The 25737-nt window shown below is 73.1% G+C and carries 18 protein-coding genes; 12 read left to right on the plus strand and 6 right to left on the minus strand.

The annotated features are described in order from the left end of the window. Window positions 1–23 precede the first annotated feature (23 nt). A complete protein-coding gene (locus ACQEVC_RS40325; RefSeq protein WP_432888936.1) occupies window positions 24–680 on the minus strand; it encodes a response regulator transcription factor in 657 nt (218 codons plus the stop codon). A 116-nt stretch (window positions 681–796) separates the two neighbouring features. Here ACQEVC_RS40325 and ACQEVC_RS40330 point away from each other — a divergent pair, with 116 nt between their 5' ends. The 4 genes from ACQEVC_RS40330 (at window position 797) to ACQEVC_RS40345 (ending at window position 6664) form a co-directional block, all read left to right on the plus strand. Further along, window positions 797–1891 carry a LolA family protein gene (locus tag ACQEVC_RS40330; protein ID WP_432888938.1) on the plus strand — a complete coding sequence of 365 codons (1095 nt, stop codon included), beginning with the start codon at window positions 797–799 and terminating at the stop codon, window positions 1889–1891. Window positions 1892–2117: 226 nt separating this feature from the next. Then, window positions 2118–3050: an ABC transporter ATP-binding protein gene (locus ACQEVC_RS40335; protein ID WP_432888940.1), complete on the plus strand. Its 933-nt coding sequence runs from the start codon at window positions 2118–2120 to the stop codon at window positions 3048–3050. Window positions 3051–3100: 50 nt separating this feature from the next. Then, window positions 3101–4042 carry an ABC transporter permease gene (locus ACQEVC_RS40340; RefSeq protein ID WP_432888942.1) on the plus strand — a complete coding sequence of 314 codons (942 nt, stop codon included), beginning with the start codon at window positions 3101–3103 and terminating at the stop codon, window positions 4040–4042. Between the two features lie 396 nt (window positions 4043–4438). Next, window positions 4439–6664, plus strand: coding sequence for a HelD family protein (locus ACQEVC_RS40345; RefSeq protein ID WP_432891992.1), 2226 nt, complete (start codon window positions 4439–4441; stop codon window positions 6662–6664). A gap of 144 nt (window positions 6665–6808) precedes the next feature. On the opposite strand, the gene ACQEVC_RS40350 is transcribed toward ACQEVC_RS40345, so the two are convergent. After that, window positions 6809–7210, minus strand: coding sequence for a hypothetical protein (locus ACQEVC_RS40350; RefSeq protein WP_318402239.1), 402 nt, complete (start codon window positions 7208–7210; stop codon window positions 6809–6811). A gap of 216 nt (window positions 7211–7426) precedes the next feature. Between ACQEVC_RS40350 and ACQEVC_RS40355 the strand changes: the two genes are divergently transcribed. After that, entirely contained in the window at window positions 7427–7825 is a 399-nt protein-coding gene (locus tag ACQEVC_RS40355; RefSeq protein WP_432888945.1) for a hypothetical protein, read from the plus strand. 114 nt (window positions 7826–7939) lie between these two features. On the opposite strand, the gene ACQEVC_RS40360 is transcribed toward ACQEVC_RS40355, so the two are convergent. Then, window positions 7940–8878, minus strand: a complete 939-nt coding sequence (locus ACQEVC_RS40360; protein ID WP_432888947.1) for a sporulation protein — start codon at window positions 8876–8878, stop codon at window positions 7940–7942. A gap of 252 nt (window positions 8879–9130) precedes the next feature. On the opposite strand from ACQEVC_RS40360, the gene ACQEVC_RS40365 reads away from it, so the two are divergent. Continuing rightward, window positions 9131–10018, plus strand: coding sequence for an LLM class flavin-dependent oxidoreductase (locus ACQEVC_RS40365; protein ID WP_432888949.1), 888 nt, complete (start codon window positions 9131–9133; stop codon window positions 10016–10018). 200 nt (window positions 10019–10218) lie between these two features. Continuing rightward, window positions 10219–10674, plus strand: coding sequence for a phage tail protein (locus tag ACQEVC_RS40370; protein ID WP_432888951.1), 456 nt, complete (start codon window positions 10219–10221; stop codon window positions 10672–10674). 70 nt (window positions 10675–10744) lie between these two features. Here ACQEVC_RS40370 and ACQEVC_RS40375 read toward each other — a convergent pair whose 3' ends face one another. Further along, on the minus strand, window positions 10745–12124 hold the full coding sequence (locus ACQEVC_RS40375) for a cellulase family glycosylhydrolase (protein ID WP_432888953.1): 1380 nt from the start codon (window positions 12122–12124) through the stop codon (window positions 10745–10747). 181 nt (window positions 12125–12305) lie between these two features. Then, entirely contained in the window at window positions 12306–13712 is a 1407-nt protein-coding gene (locus tag ACQEVC_RS40380; RefSeq protein ID WP_432888955.1) for a M1 family metallopeptidase, read from the minus strand. A gap of 263 nt (window positions 13713–13975) precedes the next feature. Here ACQEVC_RS40380 and ACQEVC_RS40385 point away from each other — a divergent pair, with 263 nt between their 5' ends. The 3 genes from ACQEVC_RS40385 to ACQEVC_RS40395 all read left to right on the plus strand — a co-directional run bounded on the left by ACQEVC_RS40385 (window position 13976) and on the right by ACQEVC_RS40395 (window position 18512). After that, complete coding sequence (locus ACQEVC_RS40385; protein ID WP_432888957.1) at window positions 13976–14938, plus strand: TIGR03557 family F420-dependent LLM class oxidoreductase; 963 nt, start codon at window positions 13976–13978, stop codon at window positions 14936–14938. A 5-nt stretch (window positions 14939–14943) separates the two neighbouring features. Further along, a complete protein-coding gene (locus tag ACQEVC_RS40390; protein ID WP_255527944.1) occupies window positions 14944–15066 on the plus strand; it encodes a hypothetical protein in 123 nt (40 codons plus the stop codon). 281 nt (window positions 15067–15347) lie between these two features. Further along, window positions 15348–18512: a BTAD domain-containing putative transcriptional regulator gene (locus tag ACQEVC_RS40395; RefSeq protein ID WP_432888960.1), complete on the plus strand. Its 3165-nt coding sequence runs from the start codon at window positions 15348–15350 to the stop codon at window positions 18510–18512. A 74-nt stretch (window positions 18513–18586) separates the two neighbouring features. Here the strand turns inward: ACQEVC_RS40395 and ACQEVC_RS40400 are convergent, their stop codons facing one another. After that, window positions 18587–22531, minus strand: a complete 3945-nt coding sequence (locus tag ACQEVC_RS40400) for a protein kinase domain-containing protein (RefSeq protein ID WP_432888962.1) — start codon at window positions 22529–22531, stop codon at window positions 18587–18589. 369 nt (window positions 22532–22900) lie between these two features. Here ACQEVC_RS40400 and ACQEVC_RS40405 point away from each other — a divergent pair, with 369 nt between their 5' ends. Continuing rightward, window positions 22901–23398, plus strand: coding sequence for a hypothetical protein (locus ACQEVC_RS40405; protein ID WP_318402214.1), 498 nt, complete (start codon window positions 22901–22903; stop codon window positions 23396–23398). Window positions 23399–23425: 27 nt separating this feature from the next. After that, entirely contained in the window at window positions 23426–25678 is a 2253-nt protein-coding gene (locus ACQEVC_RS40410) for a sensor histidine kinase (RefSeq protein ID WP_432888964.1), read from the plus strand. Window positions 25679–25737 lie beyond the last annotated feature (59 nt).

The following is a 25737-nucleotide window of genomic DNA, read 5'->3' on the forward strand; positions in this document are numbered from 1 at the left end:
GCGGTGACCTCGCTCGGCCCGGGTCATGTCACCAGCCGGTAGCCGGCCCCCCGGATCGTCTCCAACCGGTCCCGGCCGATCTTGCGGCGCAGGTAGCCGACGTAGACCTCGACGGCGTTCGGCGCGGTACGCAGACTCGCGTCCCAGACGTGGTCCAACAGTTCCGTCTTGGAGACCACCTCACCGGCCCGGCGGAGCAGGTATTCCAGCAGGGCGTACTCCCGGGCGGTGAGTTCCACCTCGACCCCGTCCCGGGTGACCCGGCGGCGGGCCGGATCCAGAGTCAGGTCACCGGCGACCAGCACCACCGGGCGGCGCGGCGCACCCCGGCGGAGCAGTGCGCGCAGCCGGGCCAGCAGCACCACGTAGGAGAAGGGCTTGGTCAGGTAGTCGTCGGCCCCGCAGTCCAGCCCGTCGGCCTGGTCGTACTCGCCGTCCTTGGCGGAGAGCATGAGCACGGGCAGCCAGTGCTTCTCGGCCCGCAACTGCCGCACCACCCGGTAGCCGGAGAGCCCGGGCAGCATCACGTCCAGGATCATCGCGTCGTATCCGCCGTGCCGGGCCAGGTCGAGCCCCTCCGGCCCGCTGGCGGCCACGTCGACGACGAAGCCCTCGGCCTGGAGCCCGCGCTGCAACGCCGTGGCCAGTCGGGCCTCGTCCTCCACCACCAGCAACCGCACCGGACAAGCGTGCCATCCCCGACCCCGGGCAACCACACCCGGCTGAGTGAGGCCACAGCGGTTCTCAGTGGTTTCACAGCGCAACGGGCGCAGGATGGACACCAGGAGGTACGAACATGTCGGTTTTGCAATCCCGGCCCGCGCTGCGGTGGCTGGTCCCGACCGGGGCAGCCCTGGCAATTCTCGGCGGAGGTGCGGCGGTCGGCACCTTCGCCTCGGCCGCCGAGCCGAACCTGCCCGAGCGCAGTGCCGCCCAACTCCTCGTCGACCTGCAGACCGCCCGCCTGGACGGTCTCTCCGGCACGGTGATCAAGCGCGCCGACCTCGGACTGCCGAGCCTGCCCGGCATCGGCGGACGAGGCAGCGCCGAGCTGACCTCGCTGGTCTCCGGTACGCACACCCTGCGGGTCTGGCACGCCGGCCCGGACCAGACCCGGGTCGCGCTGCTCGGCACGCTCGGCGAGACCGACGTGATCCGCAACGGCAAGGACGTCTGGATCTGGGACAGCCAGGCCAACAAGGCCGAGCACGCCACCCTGGACCGCTCCGGCCCGACCGCCCGGCCCGACCACCTGCCGATCACGCCGCAGGAGGCCGCCGAGCAGGCGTTGGCGGCCGTGGATCCGAGTACCGAGGTCAGCGTCGGACGGTCAGCCTCGATCGCCGGCCGGGACGCGTACGAACTGGTGCTCGAACCCCGTGACGCCACCTCGCTGGTGGGCCAGATCACGATCGCGATCGACGCCGCCGAGCACGTACCGCTGCGCTTCCAGGTCGTGCCGGAGGGCACCAGCAAGCCGGCCTTCGAGGTGGCGTTCACCCAGGTCGACTTCGAGCGCCCGGACCCGGCCCAGTTCGCCTTCAACCCGCCGCCCGGCGCGGTGGTGACCGAGGCGACCCGTCCGGAGGGCCGTCCGGAGGGCCGACCGGCCGGGCTGGAGCGGCCGACGGTGGTCGGCAGCGGATGGACGAGCGTACTGGTCGCGAAGGTTCCGCAGCTCGCCGGGACCGCAGGGGCGGAGACCGACGGCGCGGAGGCCGACCTGCTCCGGGGCCTGCTGGGTGGACTGCCCGAGGTGAGCGGCGAGTGGGGCAGCGGCCGGCTCGTCACCGGCAAGCTCTTCAGCGCCCTGCTCACCGACGACGGCCGGGTGTTCGTCGGCGCGGTGAAGCCGGAACGGCTCTACGAAGTCGCGCAGAGCACCAGGTGAGCGGCTTCCGGGCGGCGCCCTCGTCCGGCGCGGTGGCGGCGGGAGGGCGCTCGTCCGGTGCCGTGGCGGGAGGGCGCTCGTCCGGTGCCGTGCCGGGAGGGCACTCGTCCGGCGCCGTGCCGGGAGGGCACTCGTTCGGCGCCGTGCCGGGAGGGCACTCGTTCGGCGCCGTGCCGGGAGGGCACTCGTTCGGCGGCGTGGTGATCTGGGGCGGAGGGGCCGGCCGGTGCCGGAGTTAGCGATCCAGAGCGCGGGACTGACCAAGCGGTTCGGCCGCCAGGTCGCGGTGCACGCCGTCGACCTGGCGGTTCCGCGTGGCGCCGTCTACGGCTTCCTCGGCCCGAACGGCTCCGGCAAGACCACCACCATCCGGATGCTGCTCGGCCTGGTCCGGCCGACCTCGGGCGGGCACACGCTGCTTGGCCGGCGGATGCCCGACGGGGCGGCAGAGGTACTGCCCCGGATCGGGGCGCTGGTGGAGGGACCGGCATTCCACCCGTACCTGTCGGGCGCCGAGAACCTGCGCCGGCTGGACGCGGCGGACCGGACCGCCGATCCGGGCACCTCCACGGCACGGATCGGCGCCGCACTGGACCGGGTCGGGCTGACGGCGGCGGCAAGCAAGCGCTACCGCGCGTACTCGTTGGGCATGCGGCAGCGGTTGGCGCTGGCCGCGACCCTGCTGGTCCCCCGGGATCTGTTGCTCCTGGACGAACCGACCAACGGGCTCGACCCGCAGGGCACCCGGGAGGTCCGGGCGCTGGTCGGCACGCTGGCCGCCGAGGGCGCTACCGTGCTGCTCTCCACCCACCTGCTCGCCGAGGTGGAGCAGGTCTGCACCGACGTGGGTGTGATGCACCAGGGGCGGCTGGTCGCCCAGGCACCGCTGGCCGAGTTGCGGGCCGCGGCCACACCCCGGGCCCGGGTGACGACCGACCGTCCGGTCGCGGCCGCCCAGGTGCTGCGCGAACTGGGCCTCACCGAGATCACCGAGGCGTCCCGGGAGGTCAGCGCCGTGCTCGGGCCGGTGCCGCCGGAGAAGGTGGTGGCCGCCCTGGTGCACGCCGCCGTACCGGTACGCGGGTTCGCGGTGGACGCCCCGGACCTGGAGGAACTCTTCGTCTCGCTGACCGGGGAGGGCTTCGATGTCAGCGGTTGACGCGCCGATGCTGGCCGGGGGGTCCGGGCCGCCGGTCCGGGAGGGTCGCGATGTCAGCGGTTGAGGCACCGTCCGGGGCGGGCGGCGGAGTAGTGCCTGGCCCGGGTGCCGTGCCGGGCGGGATGGTGCCGGATCCGGCCGGGACGAGGCGCCCGGGCCGGCGTTCCCTCCGCGCGGGCCGGGCCAGGTTCTTCCGCTCCGAACTGCGGCTGGTCTTCGGTCGTCGGCGCAACCAGGCCGGGATGGCGGCGCTGGCCGCCGTACCATTGATCATCGCGATCGCGATGCGGGTCACCGACGGTCCCACCGAGGCCGGACGCGATCCGGGCTTCTTCTCGGCGATCAGCGGGAACGGGTTCTTCGTGGCGCTGGCCGCCCTCGGCGCGGAACTCGGGCTGTTCCTGCCGATCGCGGTGGCGGCGATCTCCGGGGACAGCGTGGCCGGCGAGGCCAACCTCGGCACCCTGCGCTATCTGCTGACCGTACCGGTCGGGCGTACCCGGCTGCTCACCGTCAAGTACGGCGCCGTCGTCGTCTTCGCGGCCACGGTGACCCTGCTGGTCGCGGCGGTCGGCCTGGCCGCCGGGCTGGCGCTGTTCGGGGGCGGGCCGGTGACGCTGCTCTCCGGCAGCCAGGTGAGCCTGGCCGAGGGGCTGCTGCGGTTGCTCGGCGTCTGTGCCTATCTGACGATCGGGCTCTGCGCACTGGGCGCGGTCGGGCTCTTCGTCTCCACCCTCACCGAGCAGCCGATGGGTGCCACGATCGCCACCACGATGCTCGCGGTGACCAGCTTCGTCCTGGACAGCATCCCGCAGCTCGACTGGCTGCACCCGTACCTGCTGACCCACCACTGGCCGGCCTTCGTCGAACTGCTCCGGGATCCGGTCTCGGTCGACGCGCTCCGCCCCGGCCTGCTCTCGGCGGCCGGGTACGCGGTGGTGTTCCTCACCGCAGCATGGGCGCGGTTCGGCGGCCGCGACGTGACCGGCTGAGCCGGACCGGAGTCGTGGGCGACTGACGCCCGGCCAGCTTCCTCGGGCCGCTCGATCGGCTCCCGCCCGCCTGAACGACGCCGCCGAAGACCGGTGTAATCCGGAGGATGGTGCGGCTGATGGATGCCGGCGAAGAAACGCGCTATCGTTTCTCAGTTCAGAAATAAAAAAGAACGGCACAATGCCGTCCTGCGCAAATTCTAACAATGGGGAGACGGTTTGTCAAAGCAATCCGGTGTTTCGGCCGACCAGCGTCTCGACGAGCCGGTCGACGAGTCGATCGGACCTGCCGCGCCCTCCCGCGCCGACGGGTCGGTGCCGGGCGGGCGGCCCCGGCCCACCGAGCCCACCGAGCCCACCGAGGACGATCTTCCCGGCGAGCAGCGGTACGTCTCCATGCTCTACGGGCGCCTCGACGAACTGCGCACCCAGGCCACCCGGCGACTGCGCACCGCGCTGGGCAACGCCGGCGGCACCCAGCAGGAGCGCTCACAGCGCGACGGCACGGTACGGATGTACGCCGAGCAGATCGACCGGCTCGGCGCGGTCGAGCAGGGCCTCTGTTTCGGTCGGCTGGACCTCGACGACGGCACCCGCCGCTACATCGGCCGGATCGGCATATTCGACGGCGACGGCGATTACGAACCGGTGCTGCTGGACTGGCGCGCTCCGGCGGCCCGACCGTTCTATCTCGCCACCGCAGCCGCCCCGGACGGGGTACGCCGGCGCCGGCACATCCGGACCCGGGACCGCGAGGTGGTCGGCCTCGACGACGAGGTGCTGGACCTGAACACCGCCGGGCAGGCCGGCGACCGGGGCGGGTTGACCGGCGAGGCGGCGCTGCTGGCGGCGGTCAACGCCAGCCGTACCGGCCGGATGACCGACATCGTCCGGACGATCCAGGCCGAGCAGGACCGGGTGATCCGGGCCGACCTCGACGGGGTGCTGGTGGTGCAGGGCGGCCCCGGTACCGGGAAGACGGCGGTGGCGCTGCACCGGGCCGCGTACCTGCTCTACACGCACCGGCAGATCCTCTCCACCCGGGGCGTGCTGCTGGTGGGCCCGAACCCGACCTTCCTGCGCTACATCTCGCAGGTGCTGCCGACGCTCGCCGAGACCGGCGTGCTGCTGCGTACCGTCGGCGAACTCTTCCCCGGGATCACCGCGACCCGCGCCGAGCCGGCGGAGGTGGCCGAACTCAAGGGCCGGCTCGACATGGTCGAGGTGCTGGCCGCCGCGATCCGGGACCGGCAGCGGGTACCGGACGAGCCGATCGAGATCAGCATCGAGCGGGACAGCCTGGTGCTGGATCCGGCCACCGTCGCCGCCGCCCGGGAGCGGGTCCGCCGCACCGACCGGCCGCACAACCTGGCCCGGCCGCTCTTCGACATCGAGATCATCCACGCCCTCGCCGACCAGCTCGCCGAGCGGCTCGGCGCCGACCCGCTGGGCGGGGAGAACCTGCTCGACGAGGCCGACCTCGCCGAGTTCCGGCGCGAGCTGCGGGCCGAGCCCGAGGTGCAGGCGGTGCTGGACTGGCTCTGGCCGGTCCTCACCCCGCAGCAGGTGGTGGCCGGGCTGTTCGCCTCGGAGCAGCGGCTCGCGGTCGCCGCGGCGAACCTCGACGAGGCCGAGCGGGCGGCGCTGCGGCGCGAGCCGTGGGGCGGCTGGAGCCCGGCCGACGTACCGCTGCTGGACGAGGCGGCGGAGCTGCTGGGTGAGGACGACCGGGCGGCCCAGGCCCGCGCCGCCCGGCAGCGCCAGGCCGAGATCGAGTACGCCGAGGGCGTGTTGGAGATCGCTGCCGGTTCCAAGTCGATCGACTTCGAGGACGAGCCCGAGGCCGAGGACGGGATGCTGGACGTCACCGACCTGCTCGTCGCCGACCGGCTGGCCGAACGGCAGACCGACGGGGACCAGTTGAGCACCGCCGAGCGGGCGGCGGCGGACCGGAGCTGGGCCTTCGGGCACGTGATCGTGGACGAGGCGCAGGAGCTCTCCCCGATGGCCTGGCGGGTGCTGATGCGCCGCTGCCCGAGCCGCTCGATGACCCTGGTCGGCGACGTCGCCCAGACCGGGGCGCTGGCCGGCGCGTCGTCCTGGTGGCCGGTGCTGGAGCCGTACGTCGGCGACCGGTGGCGGCTGGAGGAGCTGACGGTCAGCTACCGTACGCCGTCGGAGATCCTGGCGGTCGCCGCCAAGGTGCTCGCCGAGATCGACCCGGCGCTGACCCCTCCCCGGGCGGTACGCGACACCGGCGAGCAGCCCTGGGACTCCCGGGTGCATGCCGCCGAGCTGGCCGGGCGGCTGGTCGAGGCGATCCGGGCCGAGGCGGCCGGTGTCGGTACGGGCCGGGTCGGGGTGATCGTGCCGGCCGGGCTGGTCGACGAGTTGGGTCGGGCGGCCACCGAGGCGGAGCCCGAGGTGGCGCTCGGCGACGACCCGGAACTGACCAGCCAGGTGGTGCTGCTGACCGTCGCCCAGGCCAAGGGGCTGGAGTTCGACTCGGTCCTGGTGGTCGACCCGGACCGGATCGTCGCCGAGTCCCCCCGTGGGCGCAGCGACCTCTACGTCGCGCTCACCCGGGCGACCCAGCGGCTGGGCATCCTCCGGGTCGACTGAGCCCGGCGCGGCGGCCGGGTCACTGAACCTTTTTCAACCCGAACCGCGCGGCGCGCACGCACCGCGTCCGACCTTGCGGTCCACCGACCGCAAGGGGAGGTTGAGAAAGGTCGGGCCCGCTCGCCGTTGCGGGCCGCCCGCCGTTCACTTGTCGGTGAAGTTGCCGATCTGCCGGGCCTGTCCGGAGGCGTCGCTGGTCGACCCGGCCGCCGACGGGTTGGTCCCGCCGGTCGTCGCGTCCCCGGTGGTGGTGGGTGCCACCTTTCCGCCCGGTCGGCGGGGTTGGCGCCGTACGTTCGCCGGTCCGGCCCGCCGGTCCGTACCGGTGGTGGTGCTCACCCCCCGGTTCCGGGTCGGACCGCCGTTGCGCAGTACGTCCGGATCCCGCGCCCGGTCCGCCGGGTCCTCGATGTCGCGTTCGTGCGCCTCGCGCCCCTCGTCGACCGGGAGGGTGACCTCCTCCATCGCGCCGGGCCCGTACTTGCCGCGCCCCATCCGGTCTTCGGTCCGCCGTGCCGACTCCCGCCGTTCGTCCTCGCCGCGCACGTCCACCACCTCGCCGAGTTGTCGTTGTCCGGGGTGTCCCCGGTGCCCGGGTCGGCAAACGCCACCGGCCGCCCCGAGCGGCCCGGGGGCCGGTAGTCGACTGGTCAGCGGCTGTTTGTGGCAGGGCCGGTCGGGTAGCCAACGGGTGCCACCGGCGCGGCGGTGCCGTGACCGGGGGCGGTCGGAAGAGATCTCATCGAATCCGAGGAGGAAAAGATGAGCACGCAGACCCCGTCCAGGCAGCCGATGGGCCAGCAGGTGACGGACATGCAGTCGGCACCGACCCGGGAGATGGGTGCCCAGAACATCTCCAACCAGCAGATACAGCAGACCCTGTCGGAGATGCAGCGCCGGATGGACGAGCCGGCACGGCGCAACCCGGGTAGCGAGACCAAGCCGGCATACAAGACGACCGAGTTGTATATCTACCTGGCCGCGGTGGGTGGCGTTCTGCTCGCCTCCGAGTTGGTCGGTCGGAACTCGGTTGGTGTGGACGTGTTCCGCGCGGACAACGCGTGGTTCTTCATCACCCTGCTGACCATCGCCTACCTGGGTAGCCGTGGTCTGGCGAAGCTTGGTAGCGCCTGGCGACGGGCCGATCGGGCGAACAGGTAACGACGCTGCCGGCGCCTGACACGTCGGGCGCAGCGGAGTGTCCCGAGCAGTGGCGACCTGCCACGGGGGTCGCGGTCCCCGCCGGAGACGGCGGGGACCGCGACCTTTTGCCCGCTACTCGCCGAAGTCGCCCTCGAAGGCGTCCTCCAGCATCTCGCCGGCGATCATGCCCCCGGCCAGACCGAGTCCGGCACCGGCGACCATGCCGCCCATGCCGTGCCCGCCGTGGTGCCCCTGCTTGCCGGGACGTCCGTGATGTCCCATCCCGCCGTGCCGGCCGTAGCTCTGCACCGTCTGGGCCAGCCAGCCCTCGACCCGCTGCCGCCAGTCGACCTGGTCGACCCCGGCGTGCTCGGCGGTGTAGCGGCCGACGGTGTCCTGCCCACCGCTGAACATCCCGCCGCGCTTGTCGCACTCGATGATGACGTCCACGCCGTGCTGGTTGGTGACGAAGGTCAGCTCGACCTCACGGATCGCGTGTGCGTACTGCGGAGCGGCGAAGAACTCGATCTCCTGGTAGAACGGCAGCGTCTGCTGTACGCCGTAGATGTGTCCGCGCTCCAGGTCCGCGCTCTTGAACTGGAAGCCGAGCTGGGCGAACGCCTCCAGGATCTTCTCGTGCACCGGCAGCGGGTGCACCGCGAGGGCGTCCAGGTCGCCCTTGTCCACCGCCCGGGCCACCGCCAGCTCGGTACGCAGCCCCATCGTCATGCCGCGCAGCCGTTGACCGTAGACGTCGGTGATCGGGGTCTCCCAGGGCATCGGGAGCTGGAACGGGATCGCGATTTCCTGCTTGGCTTCCAGGCGCATCGCACCACTGACCGGGAGCCGGTAGAACTCCATGGTGCCGGCGTACTCGCTGTCCCCGGCCTCCATCTCGACCCGGGTGACCAGTGCGACGGTGACCTGCTCGATGTCGGCCGCGGAATCCCCGCCGCGCAGGTTCACCTGCCCGTCGAGCACCAGGCCGGGCCGGGTGTTCGGGTTCGTCAGCACGGTGTCCACGCTCGGACCGCCGACGCCGAGGGCGCTCAACATCTTCTTGAAGACCATAGAGATACTCCTGTTTACGGCGGATAGGTGCCGCGGGTGTGTCAGCGCGCATTTTCCACGATGGATCAACACGCCACTCCGGTGACAGTATTCACCGTAGCTGTGAGGTGGCTGGGAGCGTTCGCCCGTCATCAGTTCGGGTGACCTGCCCGGACACGAATTCGGCTCGGCCGACGCCTGCCGTTCACGCCGATGTGCCGCCGCACGGCGCGGGCGGCCCGGCGGCGGCGCGGGGACGTAAGCTCTGGGATCATGCGCGTGGGCATCGTGATCCTTCCCGACCAGCGGTGGTCCGTGGCCGAGCGCCGGTGGCGCCAGGCCGAGGAGTGGGGCTTCGACCACGCCTGGACGTACGACCACCTCGGCTGGCGTGACCTGGTCGACGGGCCGTGGTTCGACGCGATGGGCACGCTGACCTCGGCCGCGATGGTCACCTCCCGGATCCGGTTGGGCACCCTGGTCGCCTCGCCCAACTTCCGGCACCCGGTGCACTTCACCCGCCAGATCACCGCGCTGGACGACGTCTCGGACGGCCGGCTGCTGCTCGGGCTCGGCGCCGGCGGGATCGGGTTCGACTCGGCCGTACTCGGTGCGGAGACGCTCTCGCCACGGCTCCGGGTCGACCGGTTCACCGAGTTCACCGAACTGCTCGACCTGCTGCTCCGGGAGGACGGGGTGAACTGGCGGGGCGACTACTACGCGGCGGTCGACGCGCGGAGCAATCCCGGCTGTGTCCAGCAGCCCCGGGTGCCGTTCGTCGTCGCCGCGAACGGGCCCCGCTCGCTGCGGCTCGCCGCCCGGTACGGCCAGGGCTGGGTAACCACCGGCGTCCGGGACGGCGACGACCTGGCGTCGTGGTGGCGATCCGTCGCCGACCTCGCCGGCCGGATGGACGGGATCCTCGCCGCCGCCGGACGAGATCCCGGCAGTCTGGACCGCTATCTCTCGCTGGACTCGGCGCCGGTCTTCTCGCTGTCCAGTGTCGGACACTTCACCGAGGCCGTCGGCCGGGCCGCCGAGCTGGGCTTCACCGACGTCGTCACGCACTGGCCGCGCGAGTCGAGCTGGTACGCCGGGGACGAGGCGATCCTCGCCGAGGTGGCCACCGAGGTACTGCCCCGGCTGCCCGGCCGGAGCTGACCGTCCCGTCCGGACGCACCGGACGTGCGGGACGGTGCTCAACCTGACGATCCCGCCGCGCACGCCGACATCTCGCTCGGATGCGCTGAGTAGTTGCCGACTGAACGACGCGTGGTTGCGGCGTATCCTGCATCCGCCGGTGACCGCGCCAGCCCGGCCGGTCACCCGGCATCGGTGCCACCATCCGACGGGAGAGGCCGATGTCGATCACCCCGAAATCCGCACAGCCCGACAAGGCGCTGAGCGCCGCACGGTACTCGCTCCAGATCGACGGCGTCGAGATCGCGGCCTTCTCGGAGCTTTCCGGGATCAGCAGCGAGGTGCTCCCGGCCGAGCTGGAGTCGACCGGCCGGGAGGCCGGGACGAGGAGACTTCCCGGCAAGGCGAAGCCGGCGACCCTGGTCCTGAAACGCGGCAAGAACAGCTCGCTGGAACTGTGGAACTGGCAGGCGCTGGCGATCTCCGGCGACCCCGGGGCCGCCCGGAACGGCTCCCTGGTCATGTACGCCACCGACGGCACGCCGGTGGCCCGCTACCACCTGGAGCACGCCTGGCCGTCGAAGCTGGAGATCGGCGCGGTGCGGGCGGGTGCCGGCGAGGTGCTGATGGAAACCGTGACGATCGTCTGCGAACGGCTCCAGCGCGTGTCGGTCTGAGCCGGCATACCCCGCACCGGCGGTGGCCGGGTCCGCAGCGCGCGGACCCGGCCACCCGGGAACCGAGCGGTCAGCCGGCGGCGCAGCTCAGCGCGGGCGCGCTGTTGGTGCCGTTCCAGGTCCCGATGAACCCGAACGCGGTACTGGCCCCGGCGGCGAGGCTGCCGTTGTGCGAGACGTTCCGCGCGGTCACTGTCGACCCGCTGCTGGTGACGGTCGCGTTCCACGACTGGTTGACCTGCTGCCCGTTGGCGAAGGTCCAGGTGACGGTCCAGCCGCTGATCGCGGCGCTGCCGGCGGTGACCCGGACGTCGCCCTGGAAGCCGCCCTGCCACTGCCCGGTGATGGCGTACGTGGCGGTGCAGCCCCGGGTACCGGCCGGCGGGGTGGTCGTCGGCGGGCGGGTGGTCGGGGTGCCGGTCGGCGGACGGGTCGTCGGGTTGCCACCGCTGTAGACGGTCGCCTCCCGGGCGGTCTGCCGGATCCCGTTCGCCCCGTTGAAGATCCGCTGCCCCCACGAGGTCAACTGGCTCGGGTCGAAGTTGGTGACCATGTCGAGGTATTCGACGCCACCCCCGTTGCCGCTCCACGACCAGCCGATGTAGCCGATCCCGTTCTGCTGGGCGTACGACATGATGGTGTCCTCGTCCGGGTTGCCGTCCGAGTGGTTGTGCCCGAACTCCCCCACCACGATCGGCAGGTTGGCGCTGCGGAACCGGCCGAGGTAGTCGGTGATCTCGGCGGCGGTGTCGAAGACGCCGTACATGTGGATCGAGAAGACGGTGTTCCGGTCCGGGTCGGAGTTGAAGACGCTCTGCGCGTTGTCCCGCATGATGAAGCGCCAGTCCTGACCCCACATCGGCGCGTCGACCATGATGGTGTGGTCGAAGCCGGCGTTGCGCAGCCGGGTGATCGCGTTGCGGGTGGCGGTCGGCCAGGTCGCGCTGACGCTCTCGTTGTTGCCGAACGGCTCGTTGCCGATGTTGAGGATGACGTAGTTCTCCTGGCCGGCCAGCGCGCTCTGGACGCTGATCCAGTAGCTGACCGCCTGGTCGAGGGTGATCGCCGCGCCCTCCTCTCCGTACCCGGTGGTGTCGTGCACCTCCAGTACGCAGATCAGCCGGTTGGCCTTGCACAGCGAGATGACGTTGGCGACGTCGCTGGCGCTGTTCTGGGTCCACCGGGCACCGCTGCTCAGCACCACCCGTACGGTGTTCGCACCCAGGGATTTGATGTTGGCGAATGAACCGGTTTGGCTGGCGTACCAGGTGTGCGCGTGGCTGACGCCGCGCATGATGAACTCGTTGCCGCGGGCGTCGATGAGCCGGCCGCCGCTGACCGTGAAGCCGGCCGCCGCCTGTGCCGGCGGGGCCACCACGAACAGCGAGACGGCCGCGGCGGCGACGAGCGCGAGCAGCGCCGATCCGACGGCGAAGATTCGTCTTTTCATGACCTACCTCAGGGAGGGCCCCGGGACGGGGACAGAAGTGAGGGGATCGGTAACTGCAGCCCGACAGTTACCGCCCGACTCCCTGCGGCGGCACGGATCAGGGTAGGCCGATGAACCGGTTAACGCAACCGGTTAAGTAACCCCTCCGCCCGGTGCCGGGCGGAGGGGTCGGCACAGCCCGTCACCAGGCGGTGGGCTTGCCCGGGGTGTAGAGCCAGGTCTGGAAGAAGGCGTCGAGCTGCCGCCCGCTCACCTTCTCGGCGAGCCGGACGAGGTCGGCGGTGGTCGCCGTGTCGTCGCGGTTCGCCGCGTACCAGGTGCGGAGCAGCGCGAAGAAGGCCCGGTCGCCGATCTTCGTACGCAGCGCGTGCAGCGTCATCGCGCCCTTGGTGTAGACCGAGCCGGCGAAGAGGTTCGTGGCGCCCGGATCACCGGGCGGCGGGTTCCAGAAGCTCGCCGTCTCCGGCCGGGCGTAGTTGGTGTCGAACCGGGCCTGCGCGGTACGCCCGCCGGTGTGCTCCTCCCAGAGCCACTCGGCGTAGCTGGCGAACCCCTCGTTCAGCCAGATCTCCTGCCAGCGGGCCGGGCTGACGCTGTTGCCGTACCACTGGTGGGCCAGCTCGTGCGCCACCGTACCCTCGCCGGGCGGTCCGGAGTAGATCGGCCGGGTCTGCGTCTCCAGCGCGTACCCGGCGTCGGAGTCGTCGTCGACGATCGCCCCGTAGGAGGTGAACGGGTACCGGCCGAACAGGTCGGAGAAGTACTCGATCATCTCCCTGGTCCGGGCCAGCCCGTCGGCGGCGTCCGGGCCGAGGTCCCGGTCGACCGCGTCGATGATCGGCAGTCGACGCGGACCCGTGCTGCGCCGCAGGTCGTAGTCGCCGACCGAGGCGGTGGAGAGGTAGCTGGCCATCGGGTCGCGGGCCCGCCAGACGAAGGTCGTCCAGCCGTTCCTGGTCCGCTGCTCGACGAGTTCGCCGTTGGCGACCGCGGTCTTGCCGGCCGGAACCGTGATCCGGAAGTCGTAGCTGGCCTTGTCGGTCGGGTGGTCGTTGACCGGATACCAGGTGGGGGCGCCGTCCGGCTCGTTCGCCACGAAGGAGCCGTCCGGGGTGGAGACCCAGCCGTAGAGCGCGCCCTCGATGTCGGTCGGCCGGCCGGTGGTGCCGTCGTACCGGACCAGCACGGTGAACCGCTCGCCCCGGGACAGGCCGTACTTCGGCGAGATCCGCAGCTCCTGGCCGTCCCGGTCGTACCGGGCCGGCCGGCCGTCGACGGTCACCGAGCGCACCTCGAAGTCGCGCAGGTCCAGGTTGAACCGGGAGAGCCGCTCGGTGGCCCGGGCGCTGATCGTGGCGATCCCGGCGAAAGCCCGGCTGGTCGGCTCGTAGCGGATCTCGAGTCCGTAGTGGAGGACGTCGTACCCGCCGTTGCCGGCGGCCGGGAAGTAGCCGTCGCCGGCACCCGGAGCGCCCGGCGTCCCGGCGCCGCCGTGACCGCGGCCGGTGGCGGACGCGGGGGTGACACCGAGCGAGAGCGTGACGGTCGCCGCCACCAGCGCGGCACCGACCCGTCGATAGATCACCATGGTCGGACACGTTAATACGGCCCTGACCCGCGGGGAAGGACCGAACGGACGGGCGGCGCCCGGGCGGTGCGGTGACCGACCACCACGGGCGCCGTCATCCCCACCACAAGGATGATGCACCGGCGATTCTTAACCGGTTAAGGGAACTTACTCCGCCCCTGACAGATAGTCAAGGACATCACTGCCCCTTCGGCCCGGACGACGGGGGTTTACCGGCGCCAGGCGGGGTAGACAACCGGAATCGGACGACGGAGGAGGCCGACATGGTCGGGGTGGGCTACACGCTGATGTGTGAACAGACCGGACCGAAGGAACTGGTCGACCAGGCGGTCCGGGCGGAACAGGCCGGCTTCGACTACCTGGTCATCTCCGACCACTACTACCCCTGGCTCGCCTCGCAGGGTCACTCCCCCTACGCCTGGGCGGTGCTCGGCGCGGTCGCGCACGCCACCTCCCGGGTCAGGCTGATGACCTACGTCACCTGCCCGATCCGGCGCTACCACCCGGCGGTGGTCGCGCAGAAGGCGGCGACGATCGGGGTGATGTCGGACGGCCGGTTCACCCTCTCGCTCGGTGCCGGGGAGAACCTCAACGAGCACGTGGCGGGCGCCTGGCCGTACGTGCACCAGCGGCACGAGATGCTGGAGGAGGCATTGCAGATCATCCGGCCGCTGCTCGACGGTGACAACCTCTCCTACTCCGGCAACCACTTCGAGGTGCCCGAGGCGTACCTCTGGGACCGGCCGGCCACCCCCGTCCCGATCGCCCTCGCGGCCTCCGGGCCGCACTCGGTCGAGCTGGCAAGCGAGTACGCCGACGCGCTGGTCTGCGACAACCCGGATGCCGCAGTGGTCAGGATGTACGACGAGCGCGGCGGCGCCGGCAAGCCCCGTTACGGGCAGGCGGCGGTCTGCTACGGGCCGGACGCCGACGACTGCCGCAAGAAGGTGCACGACCAGTGGCGCTGGGCCGCCCTGAACTGGACGGTCAAGGCCGAGCTGCCCGGGCCGGAGTCCTTCGTCAGCGCCAGCGAAGCCATCCGCCCCGAGGACATCGCGGAACTCGTACCCTGCGGACCGGAGCTGGACTCGCACGTCGAGGCGTTCCGGAAGTATGTCGACGCCGGTTTCACCGACGTGGCGTTCGTGCAGGTCGGTGTCGACAGCCAGCCGATGTTCCTGGACTGGGCCGAGCGCGAGCTGCTGCCCCGGCTCCGGGAGCTGTGATCGGGATGCGGTTCGGCCGCGTCGAGGTCCGCCCGCTCGGCGGTGGACTGGGCTGTCTGCTGATGATCCTGATCTCCATACTCGGCTCGATCGCACTGACCGTACTGGTCAATCTCGTCCTCAACTGAACCTCCACCTCTCCCCTTGCGACCACTCGACCTCTTCCCTTGCGACCGCTCGACCTCTCCCCTTGCGGTCCGTCGTGGCGGAGGTGAGAGACGGGCGAACCCGCCGCGCTGTCCAGATCGAAGGGTTCGGCCTTCGGCCGGCGGCCCGGGTATGGCCCGGCGTGTCGGGCGATCCTCCCGAGCGGCCGGGTCAGCTGTCCCTGGTTCGGCCCCCGCCGTTGCACAAGGCTCGGCCCCAGGCAGCCGTACGGCTGTCGCGCGGCGACGCGGCGGAGACGAGTATGCGGTTCAGAATCCTGGGTCCCCTGTCGGTCGAGGTTGCCGGTGCTCCACTCCGGATCCGGAGCGCCCGGGTCTCGACCCTGCTCGCGACCCTGCTCCTGGAGGCCAACCGGACGGTGCCGACCGAGCGGCTGGTCGAGGCGGTATGGGGCTGGCACGCGCCGCCGACTGCCCGCGCCCAACTGCGCATCGTGGTGTCCCAACTGCGCCGGCTGCTCGCCCAGGCCGGGGTGGAGCGACCGGTGGTGTTCACCGAGACCGCCGGCTACCGGCTCGCCGCGACGGGCCACGAGGTCGACGCGCTGCTGTTCGAGCAGCACGTCGCCGAGGCGGAGCGCGCGGTCTCGGCCGCCCGGCCCGCCGAAGCCGTCGGATGGTTCAGGTCCGCGCTGGAACTCTGGCGTGGGCCCGCGTTGGCCGGGATGCCCGGCCAACTGGTCAGGACGGCGGGCACCCTGCTCACCGAGCGGCGGGCCGCGGTCCGGGCCCGCTGCATCGAACTCGAACTCGCCCTCGGCCGGCATGCCGACCTGCTCACCGAGCTGGTCGGGCTGGCCGTCGACGATCCGTTCAACGAGCGCTTCCGGGAGAATCTGGTGCTCGCGCTCTACCGCTCCGGTCGGGTTACCGAGGCGCTGACGGCCTACCAGGAATTCCGGCAGCGGCTCGCCGACGAGGTCGGGATCGAGCCCAGCCCGCGACTGGCGGCGCTGCACCACCGGATCCTCAACCGCGATCCCGCGCTCGACCTCCACGATCCCGCGCTCGACCTCTCGGCCGCGCCCGCCCGGGCGGCGTCGCAGGCCGGCCCGAGCAGCGAGCCGGCGCCGGTGACGGTGCCGGCCGGTGCGCAGGCGGCCCCGGGAGATCCGTCGACTACCGTCGTCGACCCGGTCGGCACCGAGCCGAACCGGCCGGGCCGGCGACCGGGCGGGCCACCGGCCCGGCGGCGGCTGGCCGGACGACCGGGCCGCCGGCCGGGCGGGATGCCTGGTCGACGGCCTGCCGGGCAACCGGGTGGCCCGGCCCGCCGTCGACCCAGCGGCCGGGACGGTACGACCGGCCAGCCCACCGGCTGCACCGGGGACACATCCGGCCCGGCCGGTACTCCCCCACCCCGGCCGGCACCACCCGTGGCCACCGCACCCGTCACCACCGCACCCGTCACCGCCACACCCGTCACCGCCACACCCGTCACCGCCACACCCATCACCACCACACGCCCCGGCACCGCGCCGCCGGTCCCCCCGCCGCCGGCCCCCGGGTCGTCCGTCACCGCGGCGTACCTGCTCGGTGCGGCGGCGGTCGGCCAGTCGGACGGAGAGCTGCGGGCCACACCGTGGCAACCGCCGCCCGCGGTGGCCGACTTCGTCGGACGGCAGGCAGAGCTGACCCGGATCCGACGCGCCCTCGGCGACGGCACCGGCCGGACCGGACCGGCCGTGGTGGTCCTCTCCGGCCTGCCCGGGATCGGCAAGACGGCACTGGCGGTCCGGGCCGGCTGGGACCTCGGCCCCGCTCACCCCGACGGCTGCCTGTACGCCCAACTCGTCGACGACCGGGGCGTACCGGTGGACCCGTACGAGGTGCTCGGCGCGTTTTTGTGCGCGCTCGGCGTACCCGAGGGCTCGGTTCCGGTCGGGCGTACCGAGCGGCGTGACCGCTACCGGTCGGTGGTGGCGCGACGCCGGATCCTGGTCCTGCTCGACGGTGCCGTCGACGAGGTCCAGGTACGCCCGCTGCTGCCCACCGGACCGGCCTCGGCGGCGCTGGTCACCGCCCGGCGCCCGCTGGCCGGGCTGGACGGCGCCCACCCGGTCGCCCTCGACGCGCTGCCGGTCGAGCCGGCGGTCCGACTGCTCACCGGCATGCTGCCGGAACGGGTGGCCAGCGACCTGCCGGCCGCGTACCGGCTGGTCGAACTCTGTGACCGGCTACCATCGGCGATCCGGGTCACCGGAAGCCGACTCGCGGTCCGGGCCGACCGGTCGCTGGCCCAGGCCGTCGAACGGCTCACCGACGGCGCGCGCCGGCTCGACCGGCTCGCCGACGGCGACCGGGACGTACGGCGAGGACTGGCCGGGGTGTACCAGCGGCTGGCGGCGTACCCCGCGACCCTGCTCCGGCGCCTCGGCACACTTCCGGTGGCGGAGTTCCCCGGCTGGCTCGCCGTCCCACTGCTGGACACCGATCGGCGCACGGCCGAGCAGGCTCTCGCCGACCTGACCGACGCCGGGCTGCTGCATCCCGTGCCGGACCGCCGCCCGGGGCTGCCCCGCTACCGGATGCCCGAGCTGGTCCGGCTGTACGCCGGGGAGCGGGTCAGCCTTGACGATCCACCGCCGACCCGGGCGACGGCGCACCGCCGGGCGTACTGGTGGCTGCTGGACCTGGCGCTGCGCGCCGACCGGCAGGTGCCCGACCATGTCTTCCCGGCCGGCGCGCTCGGCCTGCCGGAGGGCTTCGGCCCGGACGACGACCTTCTGCGTGCCGTCGACGCCGACCCACTCGGCTGGCTCAGCGCCGAACGGCACCTGGTGGTCGGCGCCGCCGAGCACGCCGCCGCACTCGGCGACACCGAGCTGGCCTGGCGGCTTGCCGTGGCACCGACCAACTTCCTGCATCAGCGCGGGCTGACCGAGCTGTGGCAGCGCGCGGTCGAGCACGGGCGTGCCGCGCTGCGCGGTCGCGGTGTTGCCGACCGTGCGCAGGCCCTGTTGTCGCTCGGCAACGCCCTGCTGCTGCTCTCCCGGGCCGAGTCCGCCGCGGCCTGGACGGCGGCCCGGACCGCCCGGCGGCTCTTCGACGAGCTGGGCGATCCGGACCGGGCGGCCGCCTGCGCGACCGTCCAGTGGCTGGCCGGGCAGCGCCCCGGTCCGGCGGCGCACCCGGCCGGGGAGCGCGTCGGGGCCCGGTGCGGCACCGACGAGCCCGCTCCGCTCCGCAGGACGGGGACGTTGCGCGGGGTGATCCGACGGATCGGGGTCGCACCCCGGGCGACTCCGATCCGCTGTCCCGCCGACCAGCCCGAGCCACTGCCACGCCGGCCGGCCGGTGGCCTTCCGGTACCGCGCCGGGCGTCAGCCCAGCGACCGCCAGAAGTCGTAGTGGTGTTCCCGGGCCAGGTCCGTCCGCCGGATCCCGCCCTGTCCCGGGGCGAGTGACTGGACGTACCTCGACCGGTCGTACGGCGCATCCCGGCCGTCGACACATCCCGGGTCGTCAGCGGTCAAGATCGTCAGCACCGGCAGGCGGGGCCGCCGGCACAGGGCGCGACGGGTCGACCTGATCCGGTCCGCCAGGCTCCGATCCCGGCCGCTACGGCCGGGGCCACGACGGGCCGGTCCGTCCCGTGGAAACCCGACTGCCCGGACGGGTCGGGGTGGAACAGCCGCGAACCGCCGAGGCGGAGCCGGAGCAGGAAGGCGAGTCGGCCGGCCGGATCGGGATCGCCGCAACCCGGCCACTCCGGCCGATCGGCGTCCCCGGCCGGGCCGGCGCCGGTCGCCCACCACCTCGTGGCGAGGGCCTCGGCCCAGCCGGCGTACCGGGCGTCGCCGGTGGCCCGGGTCAGGTCGAGCAGGAACTCCGCGTCACCGGCCGGCCCCGAGCCGACCCCGGACACGATCCCAGCGCACGGTCCGATCCCGCCGCCACGATGCCGGGTCCATCGGCTCGTGACGACCACTCGGGCAGCGGCCACCGCCGCCTCCCGGTACCGGGCGTCGCCGGTGTGCAGGTACGTGCGGCACAGGAAGGAGCCGATCCCGGCCGGGTCGTCGGGGCAGCGCGGCTGCTCGGGCCCGGTGCCGACGGATGGGCTCGGCCAGTGCACGGTCCCGCCGACAGACTCGGCGGCATCCAGCAGGGTCTCCGCGCAACGGATCGCGGCGGCGGTCAGGTCCCGCCGGCCGAGCGACTCTCCGGTGGCGAGCAGGAACGCGCCGATTCCGGCGGTGCCGTGCTCGAGGCCGTACGACCGCAGTCCGGCGCGTACCGAGTCGAAGGACGGGTCGACGGTCCACACCATCGCGCCGCCCGGGTCGACGGCGTCGAGCAGGTGTCCGGCCACCGCCGTGATCCGGTCCCGCAGCGCGGGCAGATAGGTGTGCTGCCAGAGGTGCAGCAGGCCGGTGCCGAGCCCGGCGAGACCGTACCCGAGTCCCGGCTCCGGCCAGCGCACCGGCAACCGGACCGCCAGCTCCACGGCCCGGTCCACCAGGTACGGCCGGCCGAGCAGCCGCCCGGCGTCACAGAGCGCCCAGACGGCTGCGGCGGATCCGGCGGAGAGCCCGGGCAGCCGGTGCGGTTCGCCGTCGAGCGAGTGCAGCAGCCGGTCCAGCAGGAGGTCCAGCGCTGGTACCGCGCCGGCCGGTCGAGCGGGTTCGCCGGCCGCCCGCCCGTCGACGACGAGCCGGGTCAGCGCGGCGACCGACCGGGCGAGGCCGCCGCATCCCCGGTCTGGGGCGAGCTGTCGGTCGGACCCGGGACCCGCCCAGCTCGGCCCCGGCCGCCGACCGGGCCGGCCGGCACCGGCCAGCCGTGCATGCGGGCTCGGTCGGGTGCCCGGCCGGGCCCCGAAGTCGGGACCGGACAGTGGATCCGGTGCCGGGTGTAGTCGGTGGACGCTCTCCTCGACCAGGCCCCACCAGGCCGGCTCCGGCAGCGTGGCCGCCGCCTCCGGCAGCGAAGGCCCGGGCAGGGTAAGGGCCTCCGCACCGAGACCGGTGCCGCTCTCAGCAGCGGTGCCGCTCCCAGCAGCGGTGCCGCTCCCAGGACCGGTGCCGCTCCCGAGTTCGGGGCCGGTCCTGGGACCGAACTCGGGGCCGGTCCTGGGACCGAACTCGGGACCGGTCCTGGGACCGAACTCGGGACCGGTCCTGGGACCGAACTCGGGACCGGTCCCGGTGTCGAGTCCGGTCTTCGGGCCGGAGCCGAGGCCAGAACTGGGACCGGAGTCGGGGCGGGAGCCGGCGCCCGAGCTGGCGGACTCGTCCGGTCGACGGGCGGCGGTCGCTGCTTCGGCGCCTCGCCGTCCACCGCGGTCGTCGGACGCCTCGGTGCAGAGCCCGACCACCTCGTCCAGCCCGATCCGGTCGGCGGGCTCCGTGCGCAGCAGGCCGGTGGCGATCCGGCGCAGCGGTGCCGGAACCGGTGGCCCGCCGAAGGACGGCTCCAGCAGCGCCGCCACCCACTCCTCCACCGACCGCATCGGCGGTCCGGCGGACCCGGGCGACGCACCGGCGAACCCGGCCGACGGGCGGGCGCCCGTCACGTCGGCGCTCGCCACGTCGTACCCGGCGCCCCCGGTCGCGGCGAGCCCGGCGCCCCCGGTCGCGGCGTACCCGGCGCCCCCGGTCGCGGCGTACCCGGCGCCCGCCACGTCGATGCCGGCCGGGGAGACCCGGCCGGCCAGCCACAGCGCCACCACGCCGAGGCTGAACAGGTCGGCCGCCGGATCCGGTGCCGCGCCCCGCCACTGCTCCGGCGCGACGAACCCGGTCGCGCCGGAGTGCCGCAGGTCGAGGTACGACCAGTCGTCCGATCCCCCGGTGCGTAACGCGGCCGACTCCAGGTCGACCAGCCGGAGTTCCCCGTCCGGTAACAGCAGCACGTTCTCCGGCGCCAGGTCCCGGAGCACCACGCCGACCGGATGCACCGCCCCGACCAGCCGGGCCAGCCGACCGAGCAGGTGCGGCCAGCCGGGCCGGCCCGGACCGGCCACCGGAAGGTCCGGCAGGTCGGCGCAGAGCGACCGTCCCGGGAGCAGTTCCTCGACGAGGAACCGGTGATTACCCTGCACGAACTCGCGCAGTGGCCGGGGCGTCACGCCGAGCGGGAGCAGGTGCCGCAACACCCGCGCCTCGTGCCCGAGCAGGTCCCGGACGTCCCGGTCGTACGCGTCGGTGCCGACGTACGGCCGGGCCTCCTTGATCAGGACCGTGACGCCGGTACGCAGGTCCCGGGCCCGGTAGACGCCGCCCTTGTTCGCCTGCCGGATCGCCCCGGTGACCGCGTACCTGCCGCCGATCAGCACCTCGGCCGGTCCGGTCGGGTCGACGGGCCCCCACGTCCCCGTCGACCCGACCGCCCCCGTTGACCCGGCCGCCCCCGCCGGCCCGACCGGGCCCCCCGACCCGGCAGGTCCCCCCAGCCGCGCGGATCCCCCGGACCGCACGGATTCCCCCGGCCGCGCAGGTCCCCTTCCCCGCACGGGTCCCCCCGGCCGCGCAGGTCGGTTTCCCCGCACGGATTCCCCCGGCCGCGCAGGTTCCCCCGACCCGGCCGGGCCCTCCGACTCGGTCGAGCCCCCCGACCGAGCCGGCACCCCGGGCCCGGCCGGGCCCCCCGGTCCGCCCCCCACGGACCCGGCCGTCCCCGCCGAGCCGATGACCGGATCGGCGGTAGACGTCCCCAAGACCTGCATCGACGCGACCGACCGGCCCGGCCCGGTCGGGCCGGTCGGCCACACCGGCGACCCGAGCAGCGCCGGGGCCGGTCGTTCCGACAGCGAGTCGAACGGCAACTCGACCCAAGCCGGTGGCCGGAAGACCGGCTCGCACCGGTCCTCGACCAGGTTGCCCTCCGGGTCGACCAGACAGCGCCGGTACCGGCCGTCGTTGTCCAGCACGTCGACCCCGCCGAAGGCGCCGTACCGGTAGTGCACCACCCCGCCCGACCGGTACGGCCGGTCGGAGAGGACCGCCGGCCCCACGTAGCCGACCGTCGCCTCGTCCAGGCGTTTCGCCAGTTCCCGGAAGATCTCGTCGGTCGCCGGGTGGACGGTAAGGAACTTTCCGGCTCCGGCCCGTGGCGCCCGGGGACCGTTGAGTTCGGCGAGTCCCGCCGCGGTGGCGACGAAACCGAACGCGGTACCGGTCTCGACCAGCACCGGTACGCAGGCGGCGAGCACCTCCGGCGCGTTCGACGGCGTCGCCGAGACGTGCAGCTTCCACCCCTGCAACCGGTTCGCCGGCAGCCCCGGAGCGACCAGGGTCCGCCCGGCCCGTTGCCGCACGGTCCAGCCGGCGAGGCTGATCCGGTCCAGCAGTTCGACGACGAGGCCGGCCGGCTCACGCCGCCCGGACCACCCCGCGCTGCGGGCCGGAACCCGGGTCCGCCCGCGCACCGGCATGGCGAGGCCGGAACTCCGGCTCGCGGTTGCCGACGACTCGGGCGTCATAGGTCTCCCCAGCTAGCGGTTGGCGAAGCGCCGGCCGTGGTGAGCGGCGGCTGGCACCGCCGACGAGAGTGCCGGTCCGGCGTATCGTCCGGGCATCGACCCCATATCGGGTACGCCCGCCCGGGCCGGGCGCCTCGTTCCGGGTCGGCTAGCTGTCGAAGATCCGGTCGGGTACCGGACCGTACGGAGACACGCCGGATTTTCCCGAGTGGACTGGGACACCGGTCCCGGGTCCGCGGGACGTCGGACGGGACATGATGCTCAGCCGACGGACCTTACGCGCCCGATGAACACCGGGCCTAGGCTGCCGGAGGAAACCGTCGCCCACCAGCGCCGAAACCGTCGAGGTTGGATTACGAGAGGAGTGTCATGACCGCAAAGCCGATTCGCCCGGTTCGCCGTACGGAGATCGAACCGATCGTCATCGCCAGCGACAACAGCTTCGCGCACGCCTACGGCAGCGTCGCGGAAATGCTGAGCGAGAAGGACATCGGCGCCAAGGCCCAGGGCGGCCTGGAGTTCTTCGACAAGGCGGGCCGTCGACTCGCGCCGGTACTCAGCCACTCCTGGGAGTTGGAGGGCCTGGTGCCGACGCTGGAGGATCCCGACCCGGAGCTGATCCAGGGCCGGTTGCAGGCCGTCGTCCAGCACGTCGGGGACTACATCCGCCGGCACCCGGAGCTGGTCGCCGATTCCGGGCTGACCGTGGACGAGGCGATCGACGCCCTGCCGCAGCTCGGCGGCGGCACCCTGGCCGAAGATGCCGCGCACTTCCCGGGCGGTGACTCCCCGTCGGGGGGCATGCGACTGATGGATCGTGGCGGATGGTTCCACAACTCACTGCACGCCGCCGGCTGGACACACTGAGAACTTGATCGGACAGGGGTAGCAGGGGTGACGTCCACCGAGGACACCAGGCGATGGCCCGCAGGTAGGGTCGCCGCGCTGGTCGGGGCAGCCATCGTCGTCGCGCTCGTGGTGGCCGGGCAGTACGCCAGCGCCCGTGGCATCTGGGTCGAACAGACCGGTGAGATCGCGGTGATCGCGGTCGCGTTCACCGCGATGGGCGTGCTGGTCCTGGTCGGGATACCCGGACATCTTGTGGGCCGGCTCATGCTCGCCGCCGGGGGGGCGGCGAGCGTGGCCGTGCTCGCGGAGAGTTGGGGAACCTGGCTGCCGCTGGCCTGGCTGAGCCAGTGGGCGTGGTGGATCCCGTACGGGCTGATCTTCCTCGCCCTGCTGGTCTTCCCGGACGGGCGGCTGCCCTCGCGGCGGTGGCGCCCGGTCGCCGTGGTGATCATAACCGGGACGGTCGTCGCCGCCCTCGCCTACGCGACCGCCGCCCTGGACGATCCCTACAGCCTGGTCAGCGACCCGGAGCCGGCGCCGACGCAGCGAGCCCGGACGCTCGTACTGGTCGCCCTCCTCGCCATCGGGGTGACCATACTCGGGCTGATCGCGGTACTGGTCTCGCTGGTGCTGCGCTGGCGGCGGGCCGACGGTGAGACCCGGGCCCAGCTCGCCTGCCTGCTGGCGTCGGCGATCCTGCTGCTGCTCGGGCTGGTGCTGGAGGCCATCAACCTGCCCGGGGCGTGGGTGATCATGGTGGTGGCGCTACCGATCGGGCTGGCCGTCGCGGTGCTGCGATACCGGTTGTACGGCCTCGACCAGGTCATCAACCGGACCATCGTCTGGCTGGTGATGAGCCTGCTGGTGATCGCCGCGTTCGTCGGGCTGATCACCCTGCTCCGTGACCTGCTGATGGCGGGCAGCACCTCGAACGCCTCCCTGGTCGCGACCGGCTTGATCGCGGTCGCCTTCGAACCGGCCCGGGGTCGGGTGCAGCGGGGGGTCAACCGGCTGCTCTACGGCGACCGGGACGATCCCTACCAGGTGATGGCGCGGCTCGGCGACCTGCTCGGCCGTACCGTCGAACCGGGTGCGGTACTGCCCCTGCTGACCGACACCATCGCGCGGTCGCTGCGGGTGCCGCATGTCGCGGTCGAGGTCGAGGGGCGGGAGGGGCCTCGCGTCCTCGCCGCGCACGGCACCGCGAACACTCCGGTCGAGTCGTTCGACATGGTCACCCGGGGGGAACGGGTCGGCCGGTTGCTCGTCGCGAACCGGAGCGCGGCGAGCCGTTTCACCCCGGTCGAACGGCGACTGCTGGGCGACCTGGCGGTGCACGCGGCGGTGGCGGCCGAGGCTGTCCGGCTCATCCACGACCTGCAGGAGTCCCGGGAACGGCTGATCACTGCCCGTGAGGAGGAGCGCCGACGACTCCGCCGCGACCTGCACGACGGGCTCGGCCCGACCCTGGCCGGGATGGCCATGCAGGTCCGGGCGGCGCACAAGCTCGTCGCCGGGCAGCCCCGCACCGGTCGGATCCTCGACGCGCTCACGGCGGACCTGCAGACCTGCACCGCCGAGGTACGCCAACTCGTCGACCAGCTCCGGCCGCCGGCGCTGGACCGGGGGCTCGCCGCCGCGCTGCGCAACGAGTGCGCCCGGTTCGACAGCCCGGCCCTCGCGGTCCGGTTGCACGTCGAGGGAAACCTCCAGGGGCTGCCGGCGGCGATCGAGGTGGCCGCGTACCGGATCGTCGCGGAGGCGCTGAACAACGTGACCCGGCACTCCCAGGCCAGCACCTGCCGGGTGAACGTGCACCGGGACCGGGCGCTGACGGTGGAGATCGTGGACGACGGGGTGGGCCTCGGGCCACGCCGGCCCGGCGGTGTCGGCCTCGACTCGATGCGGGAACGGGCCACCGAACTCGGCGGCGACTTCGACATCACCCCGGCGAGTCCACATGGTACGTCCATCCGGGTACGCCTGCCCTTCCAGCCTGCCGTACCCGACCAGGCGACCGGTGCGGCAGCGCAGGACGGCCCAGCTACCCTCGGCCGAGCGGCCACCGGCGCACCGGCCGGAGATGTCTCCGTCGCCGACCGTACCGGCGACGAGGCCGGAACCGATCCGGGCTCCGGCACCTCGGACGGCCGCTGGGGGGCCGCCCACCGATCCGTCGACGCCGGCCCGGAGTCGGAAGTGCCACAGCCACGGAGCGGTGCGGCACAGCCCGCCGCCACAGCCCCGCCGGCCGTCGGTAGCCAGAGTCCGGACAGCGACGCGGACCGGATCGGCTAGCCCGCTACGCTGAACCCGCGATGCGCAGCCCGGCTCCGCGGTGCCTTTCTGCCGCCCGA

This window comes from Plantactinospora sp. CA-294935, from assembly GCF_050936445.1.
In the GTDB taxonomy this organism is placed as follows: domain Bacteria; phylum Actinomycetota; class Actinomycetes; order Mycobacteriales; family Micromonosporaceae; genus Plantactinospora.